At 75.7% G+C, this 20,531-nt stretch carries 22 protein-coding genes; 11 read left to right on the forward strand and 11 right to left on the reverse strand.

The window, feature by feature from the left end; all coding sequences use genetic code 11:
- Window positions 1-3: 3 nt before the first annotated feature.
- Together IE326_RS35680 and IE326_RS35685 are read left to right on the forward strand one after the other, a co-directional pair.
- Window positions 4-915 carry an ABC transporter ATP-binding protein gene (locus IE326_RS35680; protein WP_190044545.1) on the forward strand — a complete coding sequence of 304 codons (912 nt, stop codon included), beginning with the start codon at window positions 4-6 and terminating at the stop codon, window positions 913-915.
- Window positions 912-1,784 carry an ABC transporter permease family protein gene (locus IE326_RS35685; RefSeq protein WP_229915818.1) on the forward strand — a complete coding sequence of 291 codons (873 nt, stop codon included), beginning with the start codon at window positions 912-914 and terminating at the stop codon, window positions 1,782-1,784. Before IE326_RS35680 ends, IE326_RS35685 begins: the two co-directional genes overlap by 4 nt.
- Before the next feature lie 26 nt (window positions 1,785-1,810).
- Here IE326_RS35685 and IE326_RS35690 read toward each other — a convergent pair whose 3' ends face one another.
- Together IE326_RS35690 and IE326_RS35695 are read right to left on the reverse strand one after the other, a co-directional pair.
- Window positions 1,811-2,686 carry a YhjD/YihY/BrkB family envelope integrity protein gene (locus IE326_RS35690; protein WP_190044546.1) on the reverse strand — a complete coding sequence of 292 codons (876 nt, stop codon included), beginning with the start codon at window positions 2,684-2,686 and terminating at the stop codon, window positions 1,811-1,813.
- 73 nt (window positions 2,687-2,759) lie between these two features.
- Window positions 2,760-3,212: a winged helix-turn-helix transcriptional regulator gene (locus IE326_RS35695; RefSeq protein WP_190044547.1), complete on the reverse strand. Its 453-nt coding sequence runs from the start codon at window positions 3,210-3,212 to the stop codon at window positions 2,760-2,762.
- Window positions 3,213-3,326: 114 nt separating this feature from the next.
- On the opposite strand from IE326_RS35695, the gene IE326_RS35700 reads away from it, so the two are divergent.
- On the forward strand, window positions 3,327-3,845 hold the full coding sequence (locus IE326_RS35700) for a PaaI family thioesterase (protein ID WP_150233829.1): 519 nt from the start codon (window positions 3,327-3,329) through the stop codon (window positions 3,843-3,845).
- A gap of 64 nt (window positions 3,846-3,909) precedes the next feature.
- Here the strand turns inward: IE326_RS35700 and IE326_RS35705 are convergent, their stop codons facing one another.
- Window positions 3,910-4,275 (reverse strand): luciferase domain-containing protein, encoded by a 366-nt coding sequence (locus IE326_RS35705; RefSeq protein WP_229915819.1) that lies wholly within the window; start codon window positions 4,273-4,275, stop codon window positions 3,910-3,912.
- A 444-nt stretch (window positions 4,276-4,719) separates the two neighbouring features.
- Here IE326_RS35705 and IE326_RS35710 point away from each other — a divergent pair, with 444 nt between their 5' ends.
- Window positions 4,720-5,307, forward strand: coding sequence for a nucleosidase (locus IE326_RS35710; protein WP_190044548.1), 588 nt, complete (start codon window positions 4,720-4,722; stop codon window positions 5,305-5,307).
- Between the two features lie 31 nt (window positions 5,308-5,338).
- Here IE326_RS35710 and IE326_RS35715 read toward each other — a convergent pair whose 3' ends face one another.
- From IE326_RS35715 to IE326_RS35730, 4 genes are all read right to left on the reverse strand, one after another.
- Window positions 5,339-7,027 carry an alpha/beta hydrolase family protein gene (locus IE326_RS35715; RefSeq protein WP_229915820.1) on the reverse strand — a complete coding sequence of 563 codons (1,689 nt, stop codon included), beginning with the start codon at window positions 7,025-7,027 and terminating at the stop codon, window positions 5,339-5,341.
- A gap of 118 nt (window positions 7,028-7,145) precedes the next feature.
- Window positions 7,146-8,288, reverse strand: a complete 1,143-nt coding sequence (locus IE326_RS35720; RefSeq protein ID WP_190044549.1) for a PP2C family protein-serine/threonine phosphatase — start codon at window positions 8,286-8,288, stop codon at window positions 7,146-7,148.
- A 54-nt stretch (window positions 8,289-8,342) separates the two neighbouring features.
- Entirely contained in the window at window positions 8,343-9,806 is a 1,464-nt protein-coding gene (locus IE326_RS35725) for an MFS transporter (protein WP_190044550.1), read from the reverse strand.
- Complete coding sequence (locus tag IE326_RS35730) at window positions 9,803-10,453, reverse strand: TetR/AcrR family transcriptional regulator (RefSeq protein ID WP_150233842.1); 651 nt, start codon at window positions 10,451-10,453, stop codon at window positions 9,803-9,805. The genes IE326_RS35725 and IE326_RS35730 overlap by 4 nt, the downstream gene beginning before the upstream one ends.
- A 294-nt stretch (window positions 10,454-10,747) precedes the next feature.
- On the opposite strand from IE326_RS35730, the gene IE326_RS35735 reads away from it, so the two are divergent.
- Window positions 10,748-11,332 carry a TMEM165/GDT1 family protein gene (locus IE326_RS35735; protein WP_150233844.1) on the forward strand — a complete coding sequence of 195 codons (585 nt, stop codon included), beginning with the start codon at window positions 10,748-10,750 and terminating at the stop codon, window positions 11,330-11,332.
- Window positions 11,333-11,430: 98 nt separating this feature from the next.
- Here the strand turns inward: IE326_RS35735 and IE326_RS35740 are convergent, their stop codons facing one another.
- Window positions 11,431-12,441 carry a GlxA family transcriptional regulator gene (locus IE326_RS35740; RefSeq protein WP_190044551.1) on the reverse strand — a complete coding sequence of 337 codons (1,011 nt, stop codon included), beginning with the start codon at window positions 12,439-12,441 and terminating at the stop codon, window positions 11,431-11,433.
- A gap of 52 nt (window positions 12,442-12,493) precedes the next feature.
- Here IE326_RS35740 and IE326_RS35745 point away from each other — a divergent pair, with 52 nt between their 5' ends.
- From IE326_RS35745 to IE326_RS35760, 4 genes are all read left to right on the forward strand, one after another.
- Entirely contained in the window at window positions 12,494-12,889 is a 396-nt protein-coding gene (locus tag IE326_RS35745) for a cupin domain-containing protein (RefSeq protein ID WP_190044552.1), read from the forward strand.
- A 194-nt stretch (window positions 12,890-13,083) separates the two neighbouring features.
- The gene (locus IE326_RS35750) at window positions 13,084-13,611 is read left to right on the forward strand and encodes a hemerythrin domain-containing protein (protein ID WP_190044553.1); all 528 of its coding nucleotides are present in this window, start codon (window positions 13,084-13,086) and stop codon (window positions 13,609-13,611) included.
- 72 nt (window positions 13,612-13,683) lie between these two features.
- Entirely contained in the window at window positions 13,684-14,979 is a 1,296-nt protein-coding gene (locus tag IE326_RS35755) for a M20 metallopeptidase family protein (protein WP_190044554.1), read from the forward strand.
- An 82-nt stretch (window positions 14,980-15,061) separates the two neighbouring features.
- Complete coding sequence (locus IE326_RS35760) at window positions 15,062-15,382, forward strand: cupin domain-containing protein (protein WP_150233853.1); 321 nt, start codon at window positions 15,062-15,064, stop codon at window positions 15,380-15,382.
- An 81-nt stretch (window positions 15,383-15,463) separates the two neighbouring features.
- Here IE326_RS35760 and IE326_RS35765 read toward each other — a convergent pair whose 3' ends face one another.
- Window positions 15,464-16,015 (reverse strand): tetratricopeptide repeat protein, encoded by a 552-nt coding sequence (locus IE326_RS35765; protein WP_190044555.1) that lies wholly within the window; start codon window positions 16,013-16,015, stop codon window positions 15,464-15,466.
- A gap of 225 nt (window positions 16,016-16,240) precedes the next feature.
- Here IE326_RS35765 and IE326_RS35770 point away from each other — a divergent pair, with 225 nt between their 5' ends.
- Window positions 16,241-17,686: a threonine/serine exporter family protein gene (locus IE326_RS35770; protein WP_190044556.1), complete on the forward strand. Its 1,446-nt coding sequence runs from the start codon at window positions 16,241-16,243 to the stop codon at window positions 17,684-17,686.
- Window positions 17,687-17,716: 30 nt separating this feature from the next.
- On the opposite strand, the gene IE326_RS35775 is transcribed toward IE326_RS35770, so the two are convergent.
- Entirely contained in the window at window positions 17,717-19,060 is a 1,344-nt protein-coding gene (locus tag IE326_RS35775) for a L,D-transpeptidase (RefSeq protein ID WP_190044557.1), read from the reverse strand.
- Window positions 19,061-19,206: 146 nt separating this feature from the next.
- Entirely contained in the window at window positions 19,207-19,695 is a 489-nt protein-coding gene (locus IE326_RS35780) for an SRPBCC family protein (RefSeq protein WP_150233862.1), read from the reverse strand.
- Between the two features lie 195 nt (window positions 19,696-19,890).
- On the opposite strand from IE326_RS35780, the gene IE326_RS35785 reads away from it, so the two are divergent.
- Complete coding sequence (locus IE326_RS35785; protein WP_150233864.1) at window positions 19,891-20,490, forward strand: PadR family transcriptional regulator; 600 nt, start codon at window positions 19,891-19,893, stop codon at window positions 20,488-20,490.
- The last annotated feature ends 41 nt before the right edge of the window (window positions 20,491-20,531 follow it).

The following is a 20,531-nucleotide window of genomic DNA, read 5'->3' on the forward strand; positions in this document are numbered from 1 at the left end:
GACATGATCGAAGTCAAGGAAGTCACGAAGCGCTACGGCGCCACCACGGCGGTCGACCGGCTGACGTTCACCGTGCGGCCGGGCCGGGTCACCGGGTTCCTCGGGCCCAACGGCTCGGGCAAGAGCACCACGCTGCGGATGGTGCTGGGGCTGCACACGCCGACCGCCGGCTCGGTGACGGTCGACGGCCGGCCGTTCACCGACCGGCCGCGGGGCCTGCGGCACGTCGGCGCGCTCCTCGACGCCGGGGACGTGCACGGCGGGCGGACGGCCCGGGCGCACCTGGCGGTGCTGGCGCGGAGCAACCGGATACCGCTCGCCCGGGTCGACGAGGTGCTGGAGGAGGTCGGTCTGGCCGGGGCGGCCCGGCGGCGGGTCGGGGGGTACTCGCTGGGCATGCGGCAGCGGCTGGGGATCGCGGGCGCGCTGCTCGGGGACCCGCCGGTGCTGCTGTTCGACGAGCCGCTCAACGGCCTCGACCCGGAGGGCGTGAAGTGGGTGCGGGGGCTGTTCCGGCGGCTCGCCGAAGAGGGCCGCACGGTCTTCGTCTCCAGTCACCTCATGAGCGAGATGGAGCACACGGCGGACGACCTGGTGGTCATCGGCCGGGGCACGCTCGTCGCGGCGGAGAGCCTCGCCGAGTTCGCGGCGCGCGGCGGCCGGACGAGCGTGACGGTCGGCGCGCCGGACGCGTCGGCGCTGACCCCGCTGCTGCTGTCGGCGGGCGCCGAGGTGACGTCGGAACCGGGCGGGCGGCTGACCGTGACGGGGCTCCCGGCCGGCCGGATCGGCGAGATCGCGCTGGCCCACGGCCTTCCGCTCGACCAGCTGACGACCCGTACCGCCTCCCTGGAGGAGGCCTTCATGGAACTGACCGCCGACCGCGTCGACTACCCGGCAGGAGCCGTCCGATGACCTCGCTTCCCCTCTCCCCCGCCCCTTCCGCTCCCTCCGCCTCCTCCGCCTCCGCCTCCGTGGTGGAGCCCCCGGCCCGTTTCCGCGATCTGGTGGCGTCGGAGTGGCTGAGGCTCCGGTCGCTCCGGTCGACCGGCTGGGCACTGCTGCTGAGCACGCTCTTCGTGGTCGCCTTCAACGTCGGGACGGCCTGGGACCACTACCGCTACTGGGACCAGTACGGCGCCGAGGGGCAGGCGGACTTCCTGGAGAGCGCGATGGGGCTCTCCGACGCCTTCACGGCGAACGCGTCGATGGTGCTGGTCCTGTGCGCCGGGGCGATGGGGGCGATGGCGGTCGTCGGCGACCACGCCGGCGGGCCGGCGCGGACGGTGTTCGCGGCGGTGCCGGCGCGGAGTTCGCTGATGGCGGCGAAGGTCCTGGTGGTGGCGACGGTGCAGACCGCCTTCGGGGCGGTGGCGGCGGGGACGTCGTTCTGGCTGACGCAGGCCGTGCTCGCGGAGCGGGGCGCGGGGCTGTCGCTCTCGCACCCGGGGGCGCTGCGGATCGTCCTGGCGTCGGCGCTGCTCGCGCCGGTGTGCGCGCTGACGGGCATGGCGCTGGGGGCGCTGCTGCGGCGTGCCGCGACCTCGGTGCTGGGGTGCGTGGCGGTGCTGCTGGTCCTCCCCATGATGCTGGGCGAGCGGCGGCACCTCACGGCGGTGCTCGCGCACGGCACCCCGGTGCACGCCTGGCGGCGGCTGGCCTGGCAGGGGCCGTTCGAGCCGCCGTTCCCGTGGACGCCGGGCGGGGCGTGGACGGTGTACGCGCTGTGGGCGGTGGGCGCGGCGGTGGTGACGGTGGCGGCGGTGCGGCGCCGGGACCAGTGACGCGGGGAGGGACGGGGCCCGGCCGCTCAGGAGGAGGGCGGCCGGGCGGGGGCGGTGCGGGTGAGCCGGCGGCGGACGCGGGTCTCGTGGACGAGGCGTCCGACGAGGGCGCTGCCGTAGACGACGAAGCCGACGCCCACGAGCCAGGACTGGAGGACGAGGACGGTGCCGAACTGGCCGTAGGTGACGGCGTTGGAGGCGATCAGGGGGGAGAAGACGAGCTGGGAGAAGACCCGCAGTCCGAGGAGGCCGAGGGCGGTGAGGACGGCGCCGGGCAGGAGGGCGCGCCAGCGGATGCGGCCGCACAGGAGGAAGCGCTGGGACCACCAGAAGAACAGGAAGGTGCCGAGGAGGTCGCCGAGGGCGACGAGGGCGGTGACGCCGACGGGGGCGTTCTCGGGGGCGGGGAAGCTGACGAAGAGGAGGAGGGCGGCGATGAGGACGGCGAGCCAGACGACGTGGCGCCACATGGTGTGCCAGCGGGCGGTGGGAAGGTCCCAGGCGCGTTCGTAGCCGGTCTGGACGGCGGAGCCGAAGGTGACGCCGAAGGCCGCGAGGGCGGCGAGGCCGAAGGCGGTGGTGCGCTGGAGGGCCTGGCCGGGCCGGCCGAAGAGCCGTTCGACCTCTTCCTGGGAGACCTCGGTGACGCCGAGGCCCTGGATGAGCCAGCGGGCGAAGCCCTGGCCGCGGGCGAGGTCGGCGGCGGCCACGACGATGAGGAGGGGGACGAGGGTGAGGAGGCTGAGGGCGGCGAATCCCATGGCACGGTGCATGAGCTCGATGGCGCGGCCGCGGTTCCAGGCGAGTCCCACGGCCGATCCGAGCAGGCGGGCGTGCAGCCGCCGGAACCGGGTGGCGGGTTCGGGCGGCGGTTCGCTCGGCGTACCGGGGGTGGGGGGCATGTCTGGTCCGGTACCCGCCGGAGGGCCGGGGACCGCAGCGATGGGGCCGAACGGGTGCGGGGAGGCGGCGGGGTCAGGGCCGGGGGGTGGCGGTGACCTCGCGGGCGGTGAGGACCTCGGCGTCCTCGCCGGCGCACCGGACGACGACCTCGACCGGGGAGCCGCAGGCGGTGTGGTGGACGTCCAGGGGGGAGGCTGCGGGGTCGCCGGTGTGGGTGTCGCCCCACTGCTTGAGGGCGAGCATGACGGGCCAGAGGTCGACGCCCTTGGAGGTGAGGCGGTACTCGTTGCGGGTGCGGGCGCCGGGTTCGCGGTAGGGGACGGCGCGCAGGATGCCGGAGGCGACGAGTTTGCGGAGCCGGTCGGCGAGGACCGCCTCGGAGAGGCCGATGTGGCGGCGGAAGTCGTCGTAGCGGCGGACGCCGTTGAAGGCGTCCCGCAGGATGAGCAGGGTCCACTTCTCGCCCACGAGGTCCAGGGTGCGGTGGACCGGGCAGTTCTCGGTGTCCGTCTCCAGCCACTTCATCGTCCCACTCTAGCCACCTGACTGCGTCGTTGACAGTCAGGTGACGCGCGGTCTAGCTTCGCATTACAGAGCCAGCCGTCGCTGCGGCGGCCGGGACGACGGAGTGGAGTGGTCATGGGGCGGTCGCGGACGATCGAATGGGAGGACGCGGGGGCCACGGCACGGGCGGCGGCGTCGATGGCGGGGCTCGACTTCCTGCGCGAGATGATCGCGGGCCGGCTGCCGGGCCCGCCCATCGCGGCACTGCTCGGCTTCTCCCTGGAGGAGGCCGAGCACGGGCGGGCGGTCTTCGCCCTGGAACCCGGCGAGGAGCACTACAACCCGATCGGCAGCGTGCACGGCGGGGTCTACGCCACGCTGCTGGACTCGGCGGCGGGCTGCGCGGTGCACACCACGCTCCCGCGGGGCACCGCCTACACCTCGCTCGACCTCCAGACCCGCTTCCTGCGGCCGATCACGACGGACACCGGCAAGGTGCGGGCCGTCGGCACGGTGCTCTCGCAGGGGCGGCGCACGGCGCTCGCGGAGGCGGGGCTGTACGACGCGGAGGACCGGCTCCTCGCGCACGCCACCAGCACCTGCATGATCTTCCCGGTTCCCGGCCGGGAGACGGGCGACGGCGCACGCGCCTGACGCCCGGCCCCCGCCCGCCCGGCCGGAGTCCGCCCGGACGACGTCCGGCCGGGCGTCCGTCCGGTCAGCGCTGGACGACGGCCGGGCGGGCGCGGGTACAGCGGTCCGGGGCCGTGTCCGGGGCCGTGGTGGCCTGGAGCGCGGCGCTCACGAGGGTGGCGAGCAGGTCGATGTCGGAGCCCGCGTCGAGCCGCACCGTCACCCAGCCGGACCCGGCGCGGAGCCGTACCGCGGTCGAGTTCTGGAGGGCGGGCCGCAGCCTGGCGACCATCGCGCGGGTGAGGTGGACGTCGGCCTCGTGCTCGCCGTGGAAGTGGACGATCTCCTCCGTCGCCGTCCCGAGGCCGAGCTCAGCACCGCAGTGCGTACGGCCACGGGTCAGCGAGGGCCAGCTCATCAGACGTTCACTGGCATGCCTGGCCGTGTTCATACGAGGAGCGTGCCGGGCCGCGGGGCGCCGCACAAGCGTCCTGGCGAAAGAATCCCGTCGAGGCCGGAAACCGGTGTTCGGGGAGGGGCTGGTGACGGTTTGTCACCACTATGGGTGGGGTGCGCGGAGCACTGCGTCACCGCCTTCGGCCCTCCCGGACGGGCCGAGGAGGTGCGCGTCCCGCCACGGCGGGGCGGGACCGCCGTCACCGTACGGGGGCGCGGCGCGGGCGGGCGTGACGGCGCCCGGGGCGGGTGCGCGGTCCCCGGCGAGCGGGGCGGGAGGGCGGGCGGGCGCTTTCCGGCCGTGGCGGGTCGGGCGGGGCCCTGCCACGCCGCCCGCCGGCCCGCCGGGCGAAGCGGTCGGTCCCCTGCTCCCGGTCCGGACCGCCCCCGTCCCGGGCCCGGCTGTACGGCCCCGGGGCGGGCGAATTAGCGTGGGGCCATGGAACTCCTGGGAAGCATCACCTCCGACCGTCCGCTGCTCGTCCTCGCCGTCAAGGAGGAGGCGCAGTTCTTCGACACGGCCCTGCCCGTGCTCCTCACCGGCATAGGGAAGGTGAACGCGGCGACCGCCCTCACCGCGGTCCTGGCCCGGGAGCCCCGGCCGTCGGGGATCGTCAACCTCGGCACCGCGGGCGCGCTGCGCGCCGGCTGGTCGGGCACGCACGTCGTCGGCACCGTCGTCCAGCACGACCTGGACGGCGAACTGCTGGCGAGGCTGACCGGCGAGACGTACGGGGCGCCGATCGCGCTCCCCGACGGCGGTGACGTGGTCCTCGCCACCGGGGACGCGTTCGTCTCCGACGAGGCCGTCCGCGCCCGGCTCGCCGAGCGGGCCCCGCTGGTCGACATGGAGGGGTACGCCCTCGCGGCCGCCGCGGAGCTCGCCGGGATGCCGCTGCGGATCGTGAAGCACGTGAGCGACGAGGCCGGCGACGGCGCGGACCGCACCTGGCGCGAGTCCGTCGCCGCCTGCTCCCGCGAGCTGGCCGACTGGGCGGCGGAGCACATCCCGGCGTACCGCGGCTGAGCCCCCGTCTCCCGGCCCCTCCCCCGCCCGGTCACGGGTTCTGGAAGCGGACCTCCGGGTGGTCGGGGGAGGGTCCGCCGAACAGCCCGCCGGAGGCCCCGCGCAGGTGGCGGTCGAAGAAGGCCGCCACGTAGGTGCGGGTGAGGGCGACGGCCCGGTCGGCCGCCAGGTCCGGTCCGGGCAGGCCGAAGTGACGTTCGATCAGGGGGAAGTCCGAGAAGGTGCCGTGCGTGGAGCCGGTCACCGTCAGCCACCGCCTCCAGCCGTCGAGCCGGGGCCACATCCGGTCCCAGGTGGCGTCCGGGCCGCCCGGCCGGTGGGTCTCGTCGGTGCCGAGGAGCAGGAAGGGCCTCCCCCGCAACCCTTCGGCCGGGAGGTCCTCCCAGAACGCCCCGTCCATGTTCACGCCCGCGTCGACCCGGCGGTCGGCCGCCATCGTGGCGGTCGCGCTCGCGCCGCCCATGGAGTGGCCGGCCATGCCGATCCGGCGGGCGTCGATCACGCCCGCGTGGCGCCACGCGGGCCGGGGACCGGTGAGCCGGTCCAGGACGAAGCGCATGTCGGCGGCCCGGGTCGCGGTCACGACGCCGCCGGGGACGCCCTCCTCGTCGAGGGCCGCACAGGCGACGCAGGGCAGCGTCTCGCCGCCGGGGAGGGTGATGCCGTACGACTCGTAGGCGTGGTCGACGGAGGCGACGACGTAGCCGCGCGAGGCGAGGTCCTCGGCGAGGTGGGTGAGCGTCCAGCGGGAGACGGAGAAGCCCGGGGAGAGCAGGACGAGCGGACGGCGGCCGGGCGCCGGGCGGACGCCGGTCCGGCTGTGGGTGCGGGTGGCGGCCAGGACGTCCGCGGGCACCGCCCCGCCCAGCCCCAGCCCCTCGGCGACCCGCCGGGCCTCCTCGCGGGTCGCGTACGGCGCGGGCGTCCCCCCGCCGGCCCGCGCGGCCGGGTAGTGGAGGGTGACCATCAGCCGCCGTCCGTCGGCTGTCGGCACCCAGGGGTCCGTACGGGAGCGGTCGACGAGCGGCAGGACGGTGCTGCCCACCGGGTGCGGCCCCGTGGGGACGGGCAGTGCGAGCGGCGGGGCGGCGGCACGGTCGGCGCCGCCGCCGTGGGCACCGACACCGGCACCGGCTTCGGCGGCGCCGGCGGCGGTGCCTGCGGATAAGGCGAGGGAACAGGCGAGAGCGGCGGCCGCGGCCGCCCGGACGATGCGCTTCATGCCGGTCACGCTAGAAGCCCTCCCCCGGGCGCCGCATCCACCCCGAGGCGTAATCCCGCGGGTCGACGCACCGCGGCCGAGGGGCGGTTCGAGGAAGGCGGTGGCCCCGGACGGCGAACCGATCCCGGGCCCCGTCCAGGTGGCGGAGGCGTCGCCGTAAAACGGGTCCTCGCTGTCGACGACGGGCATCGGGCGGTGCCCGGCGGGGAGGTCGTGGGCGGCGGCCCGGGGCCGCCAGGTGACGGTGGTGTCCGGATCGGCCGTCAGGTCGCGGGCGTCGAACGGCTCGTGGGTGACGATCCGGGCCGTGCCGTCCCCGGCCAGGTCGAAGAGGTGGGCGATCAGGCCGGCCGCGGTGACGGCGGAGCGGACGGCGAGGACGACGGTCCGCGGTGAGGGCCGTCCCGGTCCCGGGGAATCCCGGGAACTCCTCGGACGGGCCTCCGGTGTGAGGGCTGGGGCACGTGCACCCGTTCCTCTCCGCCGGAACGTGACCACGCGTCATGCGGACGCCCGCAAGCCTCACGTGTCGGGGACAGAGCGCGCGAAGGGCGCACGGGGCGGGTCGCCCCGAAGGAGGTGCGGGTACGGGCGGAGCACGCCGCCGCGACGGTCCTCAGCGGGAGCCCGGGGGCTCCGCGGGGGCCTTGTCGCGGGCGATGAGCAGGGCGGCGATGTCGTCGTCCAGGCCGCCGTCCCCGTAAGCCGCGAGGTCCTCGTGGAGCAGTTCCGGCACCCGCTCGGAGGGGGCGGAGACCCAGCGGCGGGCGCGCTCCTCCAGCGGGTAGAAGACGCCGTCGCGGTCGCGGGTCTCGCTGACCCCGTCGGTGTAGAGCAGCAGCCGGTCCCCCGGGCCGAAGGGGAACTCCTCCACGCGGTGGCGGGATTCGGCGAGCCCGGCGAGGTTGAGCGGCAGCGAGGGGTCGGCGGCCTCCACGGCGGTGACGTCGTCGCCGTGCTGGAGCAGCGGGGCGGGGTGGCCGCAGTTGAGGAGGCGGGCGGTGTCCCGGCCGTCGGGGAGTTCGACGAGGACGACGGTGGCGAAGCGTTCGGCGGCGTCGGAGTCCGGGTCCCAGGCGGCGTAACGGGCCAGGCCCTCGTCGAGCCGGTCGGCGAGCGCGGGCAGGTCGGGGGCGTCGTAGGCGGTGGAGCGGAAGGCGCCGAGGAGGACGGAGGCGGTCTCGACGGCGCCGAGGCCCTTGCCCTGGACGTCGCCGAGCATGATCCGCACGGCTCCCGGGATCTTGACGGCCTCGTAGAAGTCGCCGCCGATGCGGGCCTTGGCCGCGGCGGCGACGTAGAGCAGGTGCAGCTCGACGGGGCCGAGGCGGGGCGGGGGCGGGCGGAGCACGACCCGCTGCACGACGTCGGCGACGGCGGTGACCTCGGCGAGGTCGCGTTCGTAGCGGGTCCGCACCGCGCTGACCCAGGCGGAGGCGGCGGTGATGCCGAGGATGAGGCTCTCGCTGGCGAGGAGGTCCTCGGCGCCCGGCCCGCCCCGGACCACGACGAGGAGGGCCCGCAAGGTCATGGCGAGGAGGCCCATGCCGATGGTGCCGTGGACGCTCCAGGTGGCGGCGGCGAGCGCGGGGACGGTGATGAGGAGCCGGTCGACGCGCTCGGAGTCGGGGGTGATCAGGTCCGCGACGACGACCAGGACCATGACGACCACGGGCAGGGCCCGGCCGAGGCCGACCTGGGTCCGCGTCGGGGCCGCGGCCCTGGGCCGGGGCCGCGGCGGGGGGCCGGCTGCGCGCATTTCATGATCGTACGCAGAACGGGCGCCCGGGCCGGGGTGTCGCGGACCGGCGTGTCACGGGCGCCCGCGGGGCGCCCCCTCGCCCGGGGCGTCCGCGCGGGGCGGGAGGGCCAGGGCGGCGGGCAGGGTGAGGGCCGCGAGGAGCGCGAGGGCGGGCAGCGCGGCGCCGTGGGCGGGGACGAAGCCGCCGCCGGGGACGAGCGCGAGGAGGAGGGCGGCGGTGGCGACGCCGAGCACCGGGCCGGTGTTCATCGCGGTCTGCTGGAGTCCTCCGGCGACCCCGGCGTGCTCCTCGGGGGCGTGCCGGACGACGGTGGCGGTCGCGGTGACCATGAGGGTGACGAAACCGGCCCCCACGAGGGCCGCGCCCAGGCCGGTCGCCGCGGCGCCGGAGCCCGCGTCGAGCCGGGCGAGCACCAGGACGCCCGAGGTGAGGAGCGCGCCGCCGGCGAGGGCCGCGCCCCGGGGGCCGAGGCGGCGCTGGAGGGGCGGGCAGAGCACGGCGCCGAGGACCATCGTGACGGCGAGCGGCAGGACGCGGAGGGCGGCGCCGAACGGGTCCAGGCGCTGGACCTCCTGGAGGAAGTACGTGGTCACGAAGAGGGTGCCGGAGAGCGCGGCGGAGGCCGCGAGCAGTGCGGCGAGCCCGCCGGCCACGGCCCGGCTCCGCAGCAGCGCGGGCGGCAGCAGCGGGTGCGGGGCGCGCCGTTCGTGGCGTACGAGGAGGAGGGCGGCGGCCGTCGCGGCGGCCAGGGTCGCGGCGGCCCGCCCGCCGGCGCCGGGGTCCGGCAGGGTGACGAGGCCGTGGACGAGGAGGCCGAGCGCCCCGGCGAGCAGCAGGGCGCCCAGGGGGTCGCCGCCGGTCCGCGCGCGGGGCGGGGCGGTGAGGGGCCGCGGGGCCGTCCGGTCCGGGCGGCGGGGTTCGCGGACGGTGAGGGCGAGGAGGCCGATGGCGAGCGTCGGGGGCACCCCGAGGAGGAAGACCGCGCGCCAGCCGTACGCGGAGACCAGGGCGCCGCCGAGGAGCGGACCGGCCGCGGCGGCGAGCCCGATGGCGCCGGTGCGCAGGGCGACGGGGCCGGTGAGCCGGTCGGGCGGGTAGGCGGTGCGCAGCATGCCGAGGGTGGCGGGCTGGAGCAGCGCCCCGCAGGCCCCCTGGAGGACCCGCAGCAGCACGACGGCACCGATGCCGGGGGCGAGGGCGACTCCCGCGGAGGCCGCGGCGAAGCCGAGGGACCCGAGGGCGAAGACCCGGTGGTGGCCGTGGCGGTCGCCCAGCCGTCCGGCGAGGACGAGGAGGCTCGCGACGGCGACGAGGTAGCCGGTGCCGGTCCACTGGACCTGGGCGACACCGGCGTGCAGGTCCCGCTGGAGGGCGGGCTGGGCGAGGGTCAGGACGGTGCCGTCGAGGGCGACGACGGCGGCGCCGGTGACGCTGCACGCCAGGGTCCTGGCCCGGAAGGCGCGGGAGGCCCGGGCGTCCTCCGGGCGGGCGGGGGCGGGGCGGGTGAGGCTCACGCGGCGGGCTCCGCCGGGCCGAGGTGGGCGTCGAGGGCGGCGCGGACCAGGGGCCCGGGGTCGTCCGAGCCGGTGGCGAGGGAGAGGCTGCCCCAGTGGCGGAGCTGGGCGAGGCCGTGGAGGTTCGCCCAGAGCGCGCCGGCGGCGGTGACGGGGTCGGCCCCGGGGCGGAGCTCGGCGACGAGGGCGGTGAGCCGGCCGAAGAGGGGCAGGCTGGTGCCGCGCAGCCCCAGCCGCCCGCTCTCCAGGAGGTCGTGGCGGAACATCAGCTCGTACATGCCGCGGCGGTCGGCGGCGTACGCGAGGTAGACGCCGGCCAGGGCCTCGACGCGCGCCCGGGCCCCGGCGTCCGCCCGGTCGGCCTCCCGGTCGGCCTCGGCGACGCGGGCGGCGAGTTCGGCGAAGCCCTCGCGGGCGATGGCCGAGAGCAGGTCGAGGTGGGTGGGGAACCAGCGGCGGGGCGCTCCGTGGGAGACGCCCGCGCGGCGGGCGATCTCGCGGAGGGTGAGGGCCTGGGCGCCCTCGGCGTCGACGAGGGCGACCCCGGCCGCGACCAGCCGCCCGCGCAGCCCGCCCCGGCCGTCCTCCTCGGCGGCCCGGTCCTGGTCCTGCCGTTGACGCTGATCCTGAGGTGCAGGGTGAGACATAGACACTGTCTACCACCCCCCGCAGACACTGTCTACGCTCTCGATCGCCCATCGGCTACACTGGTGGGCAGCGAAGGGGAGTAGCCCTGCGAACCGGTCGTCGACACACTGGAACCCCCGGGTTCCCGGTGACCGGGTCCGCGTGACGCGCGGACGGGCGAGACCTTCGGCCAGGCATCACCGCGTCCGCACCTCCGTGGGCGTGGTTCGTCATGCCGGGCCGAGTGGTCCTCCCATCGCCTCGCCGAGGTGCCGTGCGGAGCCACGGGCCCGGACCGAGCAGAGAGCGCCGGTATGCACCTCGACCCCTTGGCGATCGTCACCGCCTTCGGGCTCATCTTCCTCGCCGAGCTTCCCGACAAGACGATGTTCGCGTCGCTCGCCATGGGCACGCGCATGCGTCCCCTGTACGTCTGGTTCGGCACCTCGACCGCCTTCGCGGTGCACGTCGCCATCGCCGTGGGCGCGGGCAGCCTCCTGGGGATGCTCCCCGGCTGGATCGTCAAACTCGCCTCCGCGCTGATGTTCGGCTTCGGCGCCTTCATGCTGCTGCGCAGCGGGGGCGACGACGACGAGGAGGACACGGGCGGCAAGACGGTCACCGGCTTCTGGCCGGTGTTCTCCACCGCCTTCATGGCCGTCTTCATCAGCGAGTGGGGCGACCTGACCCAGATCACGACCGCCAACCTCGCCGCCACCAACGGCACCGCGTCGACGGCGATCGGCTCCTTCCTCGCCCTCACCTCGGTCTCCGCCCTGGCCCTGGTCGCCGGCCGCTTCATCGCCAAGCGCGTCCCGCTCAAGACCGTCCAGCGCATCGGCGGCATCTGCATGGCGGGCCTCGCCGTCTGGTCCCTCGTCGAGGTCTTCACCGGCTGACGCCCACCCGCACCCCGCTCCCTCCGGGGCCGCGGCCCGCACTCGCGCGGACCGCGGCCCCGGAGTCGTACGGGGGCGGGGCGCGGCCTCCGCAGCGGTCACCCCCCGGCGGGGCTTCCGTTCGTCCCGGGTCCGAACCGGCGTCTGTACGCCGACGGGGTGATGCCCGTCTCGCGGCGCATCAGGGTGCGCAGGTTGGCGGCGGTGCCCAGGCCGCTCCGCCGCGCCACCGCCTCCAGGCGTGCTTCGCCCCGCTCGATCAGCCGGCAGGCCAGGGCCAGCCGTTCCCCCGTGAGCCACGCCAGCGGGGTCGTCCCCAGCTGGGTCCGGAAGCGTCGGTGCAGTGTGGCCTGGCTGACCGCCGCCCGCACCGCCAGGTCCGCGACCGTGAGGGGCGCGTCGAGCCGTTCCTGCGCCCAGGCCAGGACGGGTGCCAGGGACTCGTCGGGGAGGTCGGGCAGGGGGCGTTCGACGAACTGCCGCTGCCCGCCGTCGCGGTGGGCCGCGAAGACCAGCCGCCGGCTCACGGAGTTGGCGATCTCGGCTCCGTGGTCGCGGCGGACCACGTGCAGGCCGAGGTCGAGCGCCGCGGCGCTTCCCGCGGCGGTGAGGATGTCGCCGTCGTCCACGAACAGCACGTCCGGTTCGAGGCGGACGGCGGGGAAGCGGGCCCGGAAGGCGTCCGCCCACTGCCAGTGGGCCGTGGCCCGGCGTCCGTCGAGGACTCCGGCCTCGGCCAGGGTGAAGGCGCCGCTGCAGAAGCCGATCAGGCGTGCGCCGCGCGCGCGTGCCCGGCGGATGGCGTCGAGCACGGCGGGCCGGCGGGGCACCTCGACGTCGGGGCGGTTGGGGACGATCAAGGTGTCCGCCGCATCGGCCGCCTCCAGTCCCGCGACTTCCGTGAGGGTGAAGAACCCGTCGCGCATCGGGATGTCGGGCCTGGGGGAGCAGAGCCGGAAGTCGTAGAGCTCGCGGCCGATCTCCGGTCTGCGCAGGCCGAAGATCTCGGTCGCGCAGCCGAGTTCGAACGGGTTGGAGTTGTCGTCCACGATCACGACCACCCGATGGACGCCCGCGGCTTCGCCGCGGTGCGAGGATTCTTTCGCCATGTGCGATTTCTAGCACTCACGTCGCCCGCGCGAAGCCGCCGAGGATGGAGCCATGAACAACCAGCCGATCTCCCTCCGCCAGGCCCTGGACTCCTTCGACGCCCTGTGGAGTCCGCGCATCGTCACCCACGTCAACGACTACGACGTGCGGGTCGCGAAGGTCGAGGGCGAACACGTCTGGCACGTCCACGACGACACGGACGAGTTCTTCCTGGTCCTCGACGGGGAGCTGCGCATCTCCCTGCGCGAGCCCGGGGGCGAGCGCACGGTCCTGCTGCGGCAGGGGGCGGTCTTCACCGTCCCCGCGGGGACGGAGCACAAGCCGTACGCGCCGTCCGGAGCCGCGATCCTCTTGTTCGAGCCGACCGGGACGCCGACGGTGGGCGACCGCCACGACGAGATCCCCGCTCATGTGGACGCGACGACCGGACACGCCCTCGGAACGTGAGCGGACGGGCCTGATCCGGGAGCAGCCGCCCGCCCCGGTCGTGAGCGCCCCGGGAGCGGGCGTTCGCACGGCCGTGCCACGATCACAGCGGCACGGCCTCCTCCTCCCCCGTGCCGCCGAAAGGCGCCTCCGTACGGGCCGGAGGTGGGTACAGTCGCGCCGATGCAGGTCGATGCCGACAGAGGGACCACCCCGTGCGGAACACGCCCACCACCCCCGGACCGGCCGACCGCCTCACGGCGTTCGGGAACCAGCTCGTGGACGTCCACCTCTGGCTCCGCGAGGAGCTCGCCCGGCTGCGCTCCGGGCTCGACGCCTTCCTCTCCGGCGAGGGGGAGCGCCCCCGCGACCTGCGGGCGCACTGCCTCGCCTTCTGCTCCGCGCTCACCCGCCACCACACCGCCGAGGACGGCGGGGTCTTCCCCGCGCTGGCCGGGGCCCGCCCCGAACTGCGGCCCGTCCTCGACGAGCTCACCCACGACCACACGCAGGTGGAGGAGGTCCTGGGCCGTCTCCAGACGCTCCTGGACGGCCTGCCCGCCGCGCCCGCCGCACCCCTCGGCCCCGAGGAGGCCCGCCGGGTGAGCGGCGAACTCGACGGACTGATCGCGCTCGTCGAGTCGCACTTCACGTACGAGGAGAAGAAGCTCGTCGCCGCCCTCAACGGGCTCTCCGTCCCGCTCTCCGAGGACTTCGCGCTCCACGACCTCACCGGCCGCTGACCCGCGCCCCCCGCCCTTGCCTCCGTCCCTTCACTCTTCCCCCGCCCCCGAACCGCCACGAGAGGACGCCCCGTGACCGACTCTCCCGTCCACGCGGAACTCGACCGGCTGGCGGACCTGGCCGCCGGCCGGGTCGTCGCCTGGCGCCGCCACCTCCACCGGCATCCCGAGCTGTCCAACCGCGAGGAGGGGACGGCCCGGCTGATCGCCGGCCACCTGCGGAGCCTGGGGCTCGACGAGGTCCGCACGGGCATCGCCGGGCACGGGGTGGTGGGCGTGCTGCGCGGAACGGCAGGCGGGGGCGGCGGGCGGGTGGTGGCGCTGCGCGCGGACACCGACGCGCTGCCGGTGAGGGACCTGTGCGGGGAGGAGTTCGCCTCGCGGGTGGTGGACGCGGACTATCCGGGCGGCCCGTTCCCCGTCTCGCACGCCTGCGGCCACGACTGCCACACGGCGATGCTCATGGGGGCGGCGACCGTCCTCTCGGAGGTGCGCGACCGCCTCCCGGGCACGGTCCTGTTCGTCTTCCAGCCCGCGGAGGAGGGCCCGCCGGTCGCCGAATCCGGCGGGGCGCGCGCGATGGTCGAGGCGGGCGCCTTCGCCGGTCCGGTGCCGACGATGGCGTTCGGGATGCACGTGACGCCGTACCCGAAGGGGTACGTCGGCTACCGCGCGGGCGTCCAGTACGGGGCCTCGGTGCTGGTCCGGATCACGCTCACCGGGAAGCAGGTGCACGGCTCCACGCCGTGGCAGGGCGTGGACCCGATGCCGGCGGCCGGGGCGGTCCTCACCGGGATCGGCCAGCTCTACCGGCAGGTGTCCGCCTTCGACCCGGTCACGGTCACCATCGGACACGTCGAGGACGTCGGCCGGTTCAACGTCATCGGCGAGACGGTGACGCTCTGGGGCACCGTCCGCTGCGCGGCGGAGTCCGGCATGGCGGAGGTCCAGGACCGGCTCCGGCGGCTCGCCGAGCACTCGGCGGCGGCGTACGGGGCGACGGCCGAGGTCTCCTACCTCCAGCCGGTGCCGCCGGTGCGCAACACCACCCCGTGGGTGGAGGCGGCCCTGCCGACCCTCCGGCGGGTCGCGGGCCCGGAGCGGGTCGCCGAGACCGGCACCACCCTCGGCTACGACGACGTCTCCGAACTCGTCTCCCGCTTCGGCGGCCTGTACGTGATGCTCGGCGTCCAGGACGCGGTGCTCGACGCCGACGGGCGGCCGGTGCCGGAGGAGGGCGGGCGGGGGCTCGTCATCAACCACAACCCGCGCTTCTACGCCGACGACGACACGCTCGTCACCGGCGTCCGGCTCCACGCGCACGTGGCGTACGACCATCTGACGGGGGCGCTCCTGCCGGCCGGGTGACCGGGGCGGGGACGCGCAGCCGGGCGGCGCAGCACGTCACGTCCCGAGTTGCGTCCCGCGGCCCGGCCGGGAGGCTGGGAGCATGAACCTGGACCTCACCGCCCTCGCCGACGAGCACCTGGCCGCCGCCCGCACCGCCCCGCACGGGCGCAGCGCCCACCTGGTGCTGCACGACGGGGTGCTGCGGCAGACCGTGATCGCGCTGAAGGCCGGCACGTCCCTGGACGAGCACAACGCTCCCCCGGCGGCCAGCCTCCAGGTGCTGAGCGGGCGGGTGCGGCTGACCGCCCCCGGCTGGGAGGACGAACTGGCCGCGGGCACGCTGCGGGAGATCCCCAAGGAGCGGCACGGGCTGACCGCGGTCGACGACTCGGTGGTGCTCCTGACCGCCGTCAACGACTGACCGCCGAAGAAGGCGGAAGCGCCGGAGACGGCTGGGCCGTCGCCGGCCCCGGTCGCGGCCGGCCCCGGCCCGTCGCGGTCGTCACCCGGTCGCGTCGAGGTCCCGCGCGTAGTGCGCGATGGCCTCGCGGTACTCCCGCACGGACGGGTCCTCGCTGGTGGCGGCGAGGAGGGTGAGGAGTAGCCGCACGGAGTCGTGGTGGCGGCCGGTGTTGTAGAGGGCCATCGCGAGGAAGGCGCGCAGGGCCCCGTCCTCCGGGAACTCCTCCGCTGCACGGCCGAGGAGCGCCGCGGCGTCCTCGTACCGGCCGAGGGTCCGGTAGGTGCTGCCGAGGCCGAGGAGCGCGCCGCGCCGGTCGTCGGGGGTGAGCCCGGGGCCGGCGAGCGCGATCTCGTAGTACGGCACGGCTTCGGCCTCGCGGCCGAGGACGTCGTGGGCCCAGGCGGTCTGGTAGGCGACCTCGGCGTCACCGGGGAGGCGCGCGGCGAGGGCCACGAGCCGCTCGCGGGCCTCCTCCCGGCTCCCTCCCGCACGGAGGGCGACCGCCTCGGCCAGCAGGCGGCCGCGTTCTTCGGGAGCGGGGCCGGAGGCGGAGACGGGAAGCGGGCGGGAGACGGGAGCGGTGTCGTTCATCCGGTCATGTTCCCCGGGGGAGCGGAATCGGGCCAATTCATTTCGGACCGTCGGCCGACGGAGGACCGCTCTTCCATCCGCCCCCGCTCTTCCGTCCGGAGGGCCGCCCTTCCGTCCGGCGGGCCGTCCGGCGGCTCTCCGGACGGAAGGGCGGGGGCGGGCGCGGGGGCTGACGGCCCGTCGCTCGCGCCCTGTCCGGTACGCATCCCCTGTTAACGTTCAGAAATGCGCGCTTTGTCCCGATTCGATGTGCGGGGGCTCGCTCGGCGGGCGGCCGCGCTGCGCCCCCGGCGGCGCACCGGCACCGTCACCCTGCCGGAGGACGAGAACGCGGGCCGGGAACGGCTCCGGGAGCTCGCCTCGCTCCTCTGCGAGCTGGGCTCCGACCTGCTGCGGGCGGCGGAACGCAGTGCGGAGGTCGAGCGGACCCTGCACGACGTCGCCGCCCGCTACGGCACCCGGGCCCGCTGCTTCGTCGTCCCCACCGGCCTCTTCGTCCGGGTCGGCGGCGGACCCGACGGCCGCGGCGGGGAGCTGGACTTCACCCCGGTCGACGGGCCCGACCTGCGCCTGGACCAGGTGGAGGCGCTCCAGGCCCTGGTCACCCGGATGCGGGCCGAGGCGGTGCCCTTCGACGAGGTGCGCCGCGCCCTGCGGGAGAACCGGGAGCGGCCGGAACGCTTCAGTCCGGCGGCCACCGTCCTCGGTTACGTCCTGCTGACGGTCGGCCTCGGCACCATGCGGCACGCGACCGTCCCGGCCGTCGCCGGGTACGCGGTGCTGGGCGCCGGGGTCGGTCTGCTGCGGCTGTTCGGCGACCGGCTGCCCTCGGCCCGCACCGCCCTGCCGGTGGTCACGGCCATCCTCGTCACCGCCACCGCGCTGCGCTGGGCCGGGCCGCTCCTCCACGAGAACCCCGCCGTGCTCTACATCCCGCCCCTCATCGCCTTCCTGCCCGGCGCCGCGCTCACCCTCGGCGCGATCGAACTCGCCACCGGGGCCGCGCTGTCGGGGCTGTCGCGGCTGGCCGGCGCGCTGACCGTGCTGCTGCTGCTCTCGCTCGGCATCCTGGTCGGCTCCGAACTGCTGCGGGCCCACCCCTCGGGGGGTAAGGCCGCCGAACCGCTCGGCGCGTGGGCGCCCTGGGCCGGGGTGCTGCTGCTCGGCTTCGGCTTCCTGCTGTACTTCTCCGCCCCGCCCCGGGTCACCGGCTGGCTGCTCGGCGCGCTCCTCGCCGAACGCCTCGTGCAGTCGACCGCCTCCGAACTGGCGGGGGCGACCTTCGGGGCCTTCGCCGCCGGGGCGCTCCTGCCCCCGATGGCGAGCTGGATCGAGAAGCGTTCCCGCACCCCCGACCAGGTGGTCTTCCTGCCCTGCTTCTGGCTGCTGGTCCCCGGCGCGATCGGGCTCACCAGCGTCTCGGAGATCATCGTGGAGAAGGACACCGACGGCGGCCTGGAGAGCCTCGTCGGCACGGTGATCACGGTCGCCGCCATCGCCCTCGGTGTGCTCGTGGGCGCCGGGCTCCAGCGCCGCCCCCGGATGCTGCTCGGCGAACCGGTCCCCAGCACCCCGGACACGCCCTCCGCCGGACCGGAGGAACAGACGGACCCGGCGGACCCGGTGGACCCGATGGGCCCGGCGGTCGGGGAGCCGCCCGTCAGGACCTGAGCGCCGTCCCGGCGGGCGGCTACCGCCGGCTCAGAGCGCGGGGGCGAGCGGACCCGCGGCCGCGCGGGCCGGGACCGTGCCGGTGCCGACGGCGCTGCCGCGCAGCCACGCGGACCAGTCCAGGTTCCAGTCGCCGTAGCCGTTGCCGAACGGGGCCATCGGCTCCCCGTACCCGTTGACGACCCGGACGAGGTCGCCCTCCCGGAGCGTGCGGAAGAGCCAGCGGGCGGCCTCGGTGGACATGCCCGTGCAGCCGTGGCTCACGTCCTCGCTGCCCTGGGCGTCCAGCGACCAGGGGGCCGCGTGCAGGTACTCGCCGCTCCACGTCACCCGAGTGGCCCAGCGGACCTTGAGGTCGTAGAACTCCCGGCTGCCGCGCGCGATCCCGATGGAGTCGCCGCGCATCCGGACCACGGCCTCCTTGCCGAGGACCACCTTGGTGCCGACCCGGGTGCGGAAGCCCGGCTTGCCGGTGGTGACGGGGACGACCCGGAGCAGCCGGCCGTCGCGGTGGACCCGCATCTCGTGGGCGGCGACGTCGGTGACGGCCTCGACCCGCGCCCCGGTGGAGAAGGCGAGCGGGCGCGAACGGCCGCCGAGGAGGCGGTCCGTGACGCGGACCCCGTCGAGCTCGGAGCGGACCTCGACGGTGGCGCGGGGCGGCCAGTAGGCGCGCGGCCGGTAGTGCAGGGTGTCGGCGTCCACCCAGTGCCAGGCGCCCTCGGCGCGGGGCTCGCTGCGGACGCGCAGGGCGCCCTCCACCACGCGGCGGGCGGCGGGGTCGGCGGCCGGGACGGGGTGGCTGAGCTCCGCCGTGACCGGCTGCCCCACCCCGTACGTCCGTCTCCTGCCGTCCCCGTCGCCCCCGCCGGGGCCGAAGGCGACGGTCAGCCGCTCCCCCGCCGGGGCCTTCGCGGTGCGGAGGGCGAGCCGGACCACCCGGCGGCGCGGGCCGTCCGGGCCGGGCTCCTCCAGGACGATCCGGGCCGTGTACGTGCCTCCGGCGGGCAGCGCCGCGTCGCTGGTCCAGCGGGCGCCGGCGGCGTCGAGGCGCCCGGCGATCCACCGTCCCCGCCCGTCGCCGACGGTGACGTCGCTCAACCGCCCGGGGGTGCGCAGGGCCAGGTCGACGGGGCCGGTGGCGGCCGGGAGGGCGACGGCGGCGGGGGCGTCCAGGTGCACGGTGGTGCGGGGCACCCGGCAGAGGCCGCCCGCTCCGGCGCAGGCGCCGACCGTGACGACGGCCGCGCCCTGGGCGGGTGCGGCGCCCGCGCGGCCGGCCGGCGGGGGCTGCGCCGCGGCGGTGGTGACGAGTACGGCCCCGACGGCGAGGGAGAGCGCTCCCCACCCCTGTACGTATCGGCGTGACGGCACGTCGGACACCCTCCCCTTTCGTCGCTGACCGGTCGGAAGGCCGGCGGACGGGCGCCGACCCGAGCATCAGAACCGACGAGAGGAGAAAAAGATGATCAAGGGCGCGGGCGTGGCGGACCTGAGGTCCGGGAGACGACCCGAATGGGTCAACGGGGCGGTTCCGGAAGCTCCTCGCCGGTCTCCAGCAGCGACTTCAGGCTGGAGACGATCGCGGGCCAGCCCTCCCCGACGAGCCGCCGCACGATGCCGTCCGCCTCCAGGCCGGCGTGGGCGACGGTCAGCCGGACCGTGGCGTCGCCGGAGGGTTCGAGGGTGAAGGTGACCGTGGACCTGCGCTCGCGGGAGAGGAGCCCGTACACCTCGTCGTCCAGGCCGACCGCCTTCGCCCATTCGGGGGTGAAGGTGTGCCAGGTGTAGGAGAGCAGGCGCCCCGGGACCGCCTCGACGACGACCTGTTCGGGGTCGGCGGTGCGGCGGCCGCCCTCGTCCCAGACCATCGGCGCGCCGGGGACCCACTCCGTCTCGAAGGCCACGCCCCAGTAGCGCCGGGTCAGTTCCGGCTCCGTCAGCGCCTTCCACAGGTCGTCCGGGGTGGTCCTGATGTAGCTGGTGTAGGCGTACGCGTCGGTGTCCATGGCGCTGCTCTCGCTCCTCCGGCCCCCGGTCGGCTCCCCGTGGTGTCTGGTGGTCCACCAGCCTAGGCAGAGCGCGGGGCCGCTGCCAGGCAGGCCGTACGGGGCCGGAGCCCCGGCCCCGTCGAAGTCGTACAGGTGCGGTCGAAGTTGAATAGGTGCGGAGGAAACTATTCAACGGGCTGCTAGCGTGTCCGGATGTCCCTCAAGCACGCCGTCCTCGCAGCTCTCCTGGAGGGCGAGGCATCCGGATACGACCTCGCCAAGATCTTCGACGTGTCCGTCGCCAATTTCTGGGCCGCCACCCCCCAGCAGCTCTACCGCGAGCTCGACCGGCTCTCGGCGGCCGGGCTGATCACCGCGCGGGTGGTCGAGCAGGAAAGGCGCCCGAACAAGCGGATGTTCAGCCTCACTCCGGAGGGGCGCCGGGACCTCGACTCCTTCACCTCCGTGGCACCGCGGCCGACCGCGGTGCGCGACGAGCTGATGGTGCAGGTGCAGGCGTGCGACGGCGGGGACACCGAGGCCGTACGGGGCTTCGTGGCACGTCACATGGAAGCCTCGCGGGACAAGCTCGCGCGGTACGGGCGGCTGCGGGAGTGGCTGCTCGGCGGCCGGGACGAGGAGACCTACCTGCGCGAGGCCGACCGCGTGGGACCGTATCTGACGCTGCTGCGCGGCCGGCTGATGGAGGAGGAGAACCTCCGCTGGGGCGAGCGGGTGCTCGCGGTACTGGACGCCCGGATCGCCGCGGGACGGGGCGGCAGCGGGGTGACGCGGACTCCTACCCTGCGGTAGAACTCTCGGGTAGCCCTCGGGAAGGCCGGCGGGCGCGGGAA

This window comes from Streptomyces filamentosus (genome assembly GCF_014654895.1).
Classification (GTDB): domain Bacteria; phylum Actinomycetota; class Actinomycetes; order Streptomycetales; family Streptomycetaceae; genus Streptomyces; species Streptomyces filamentosus.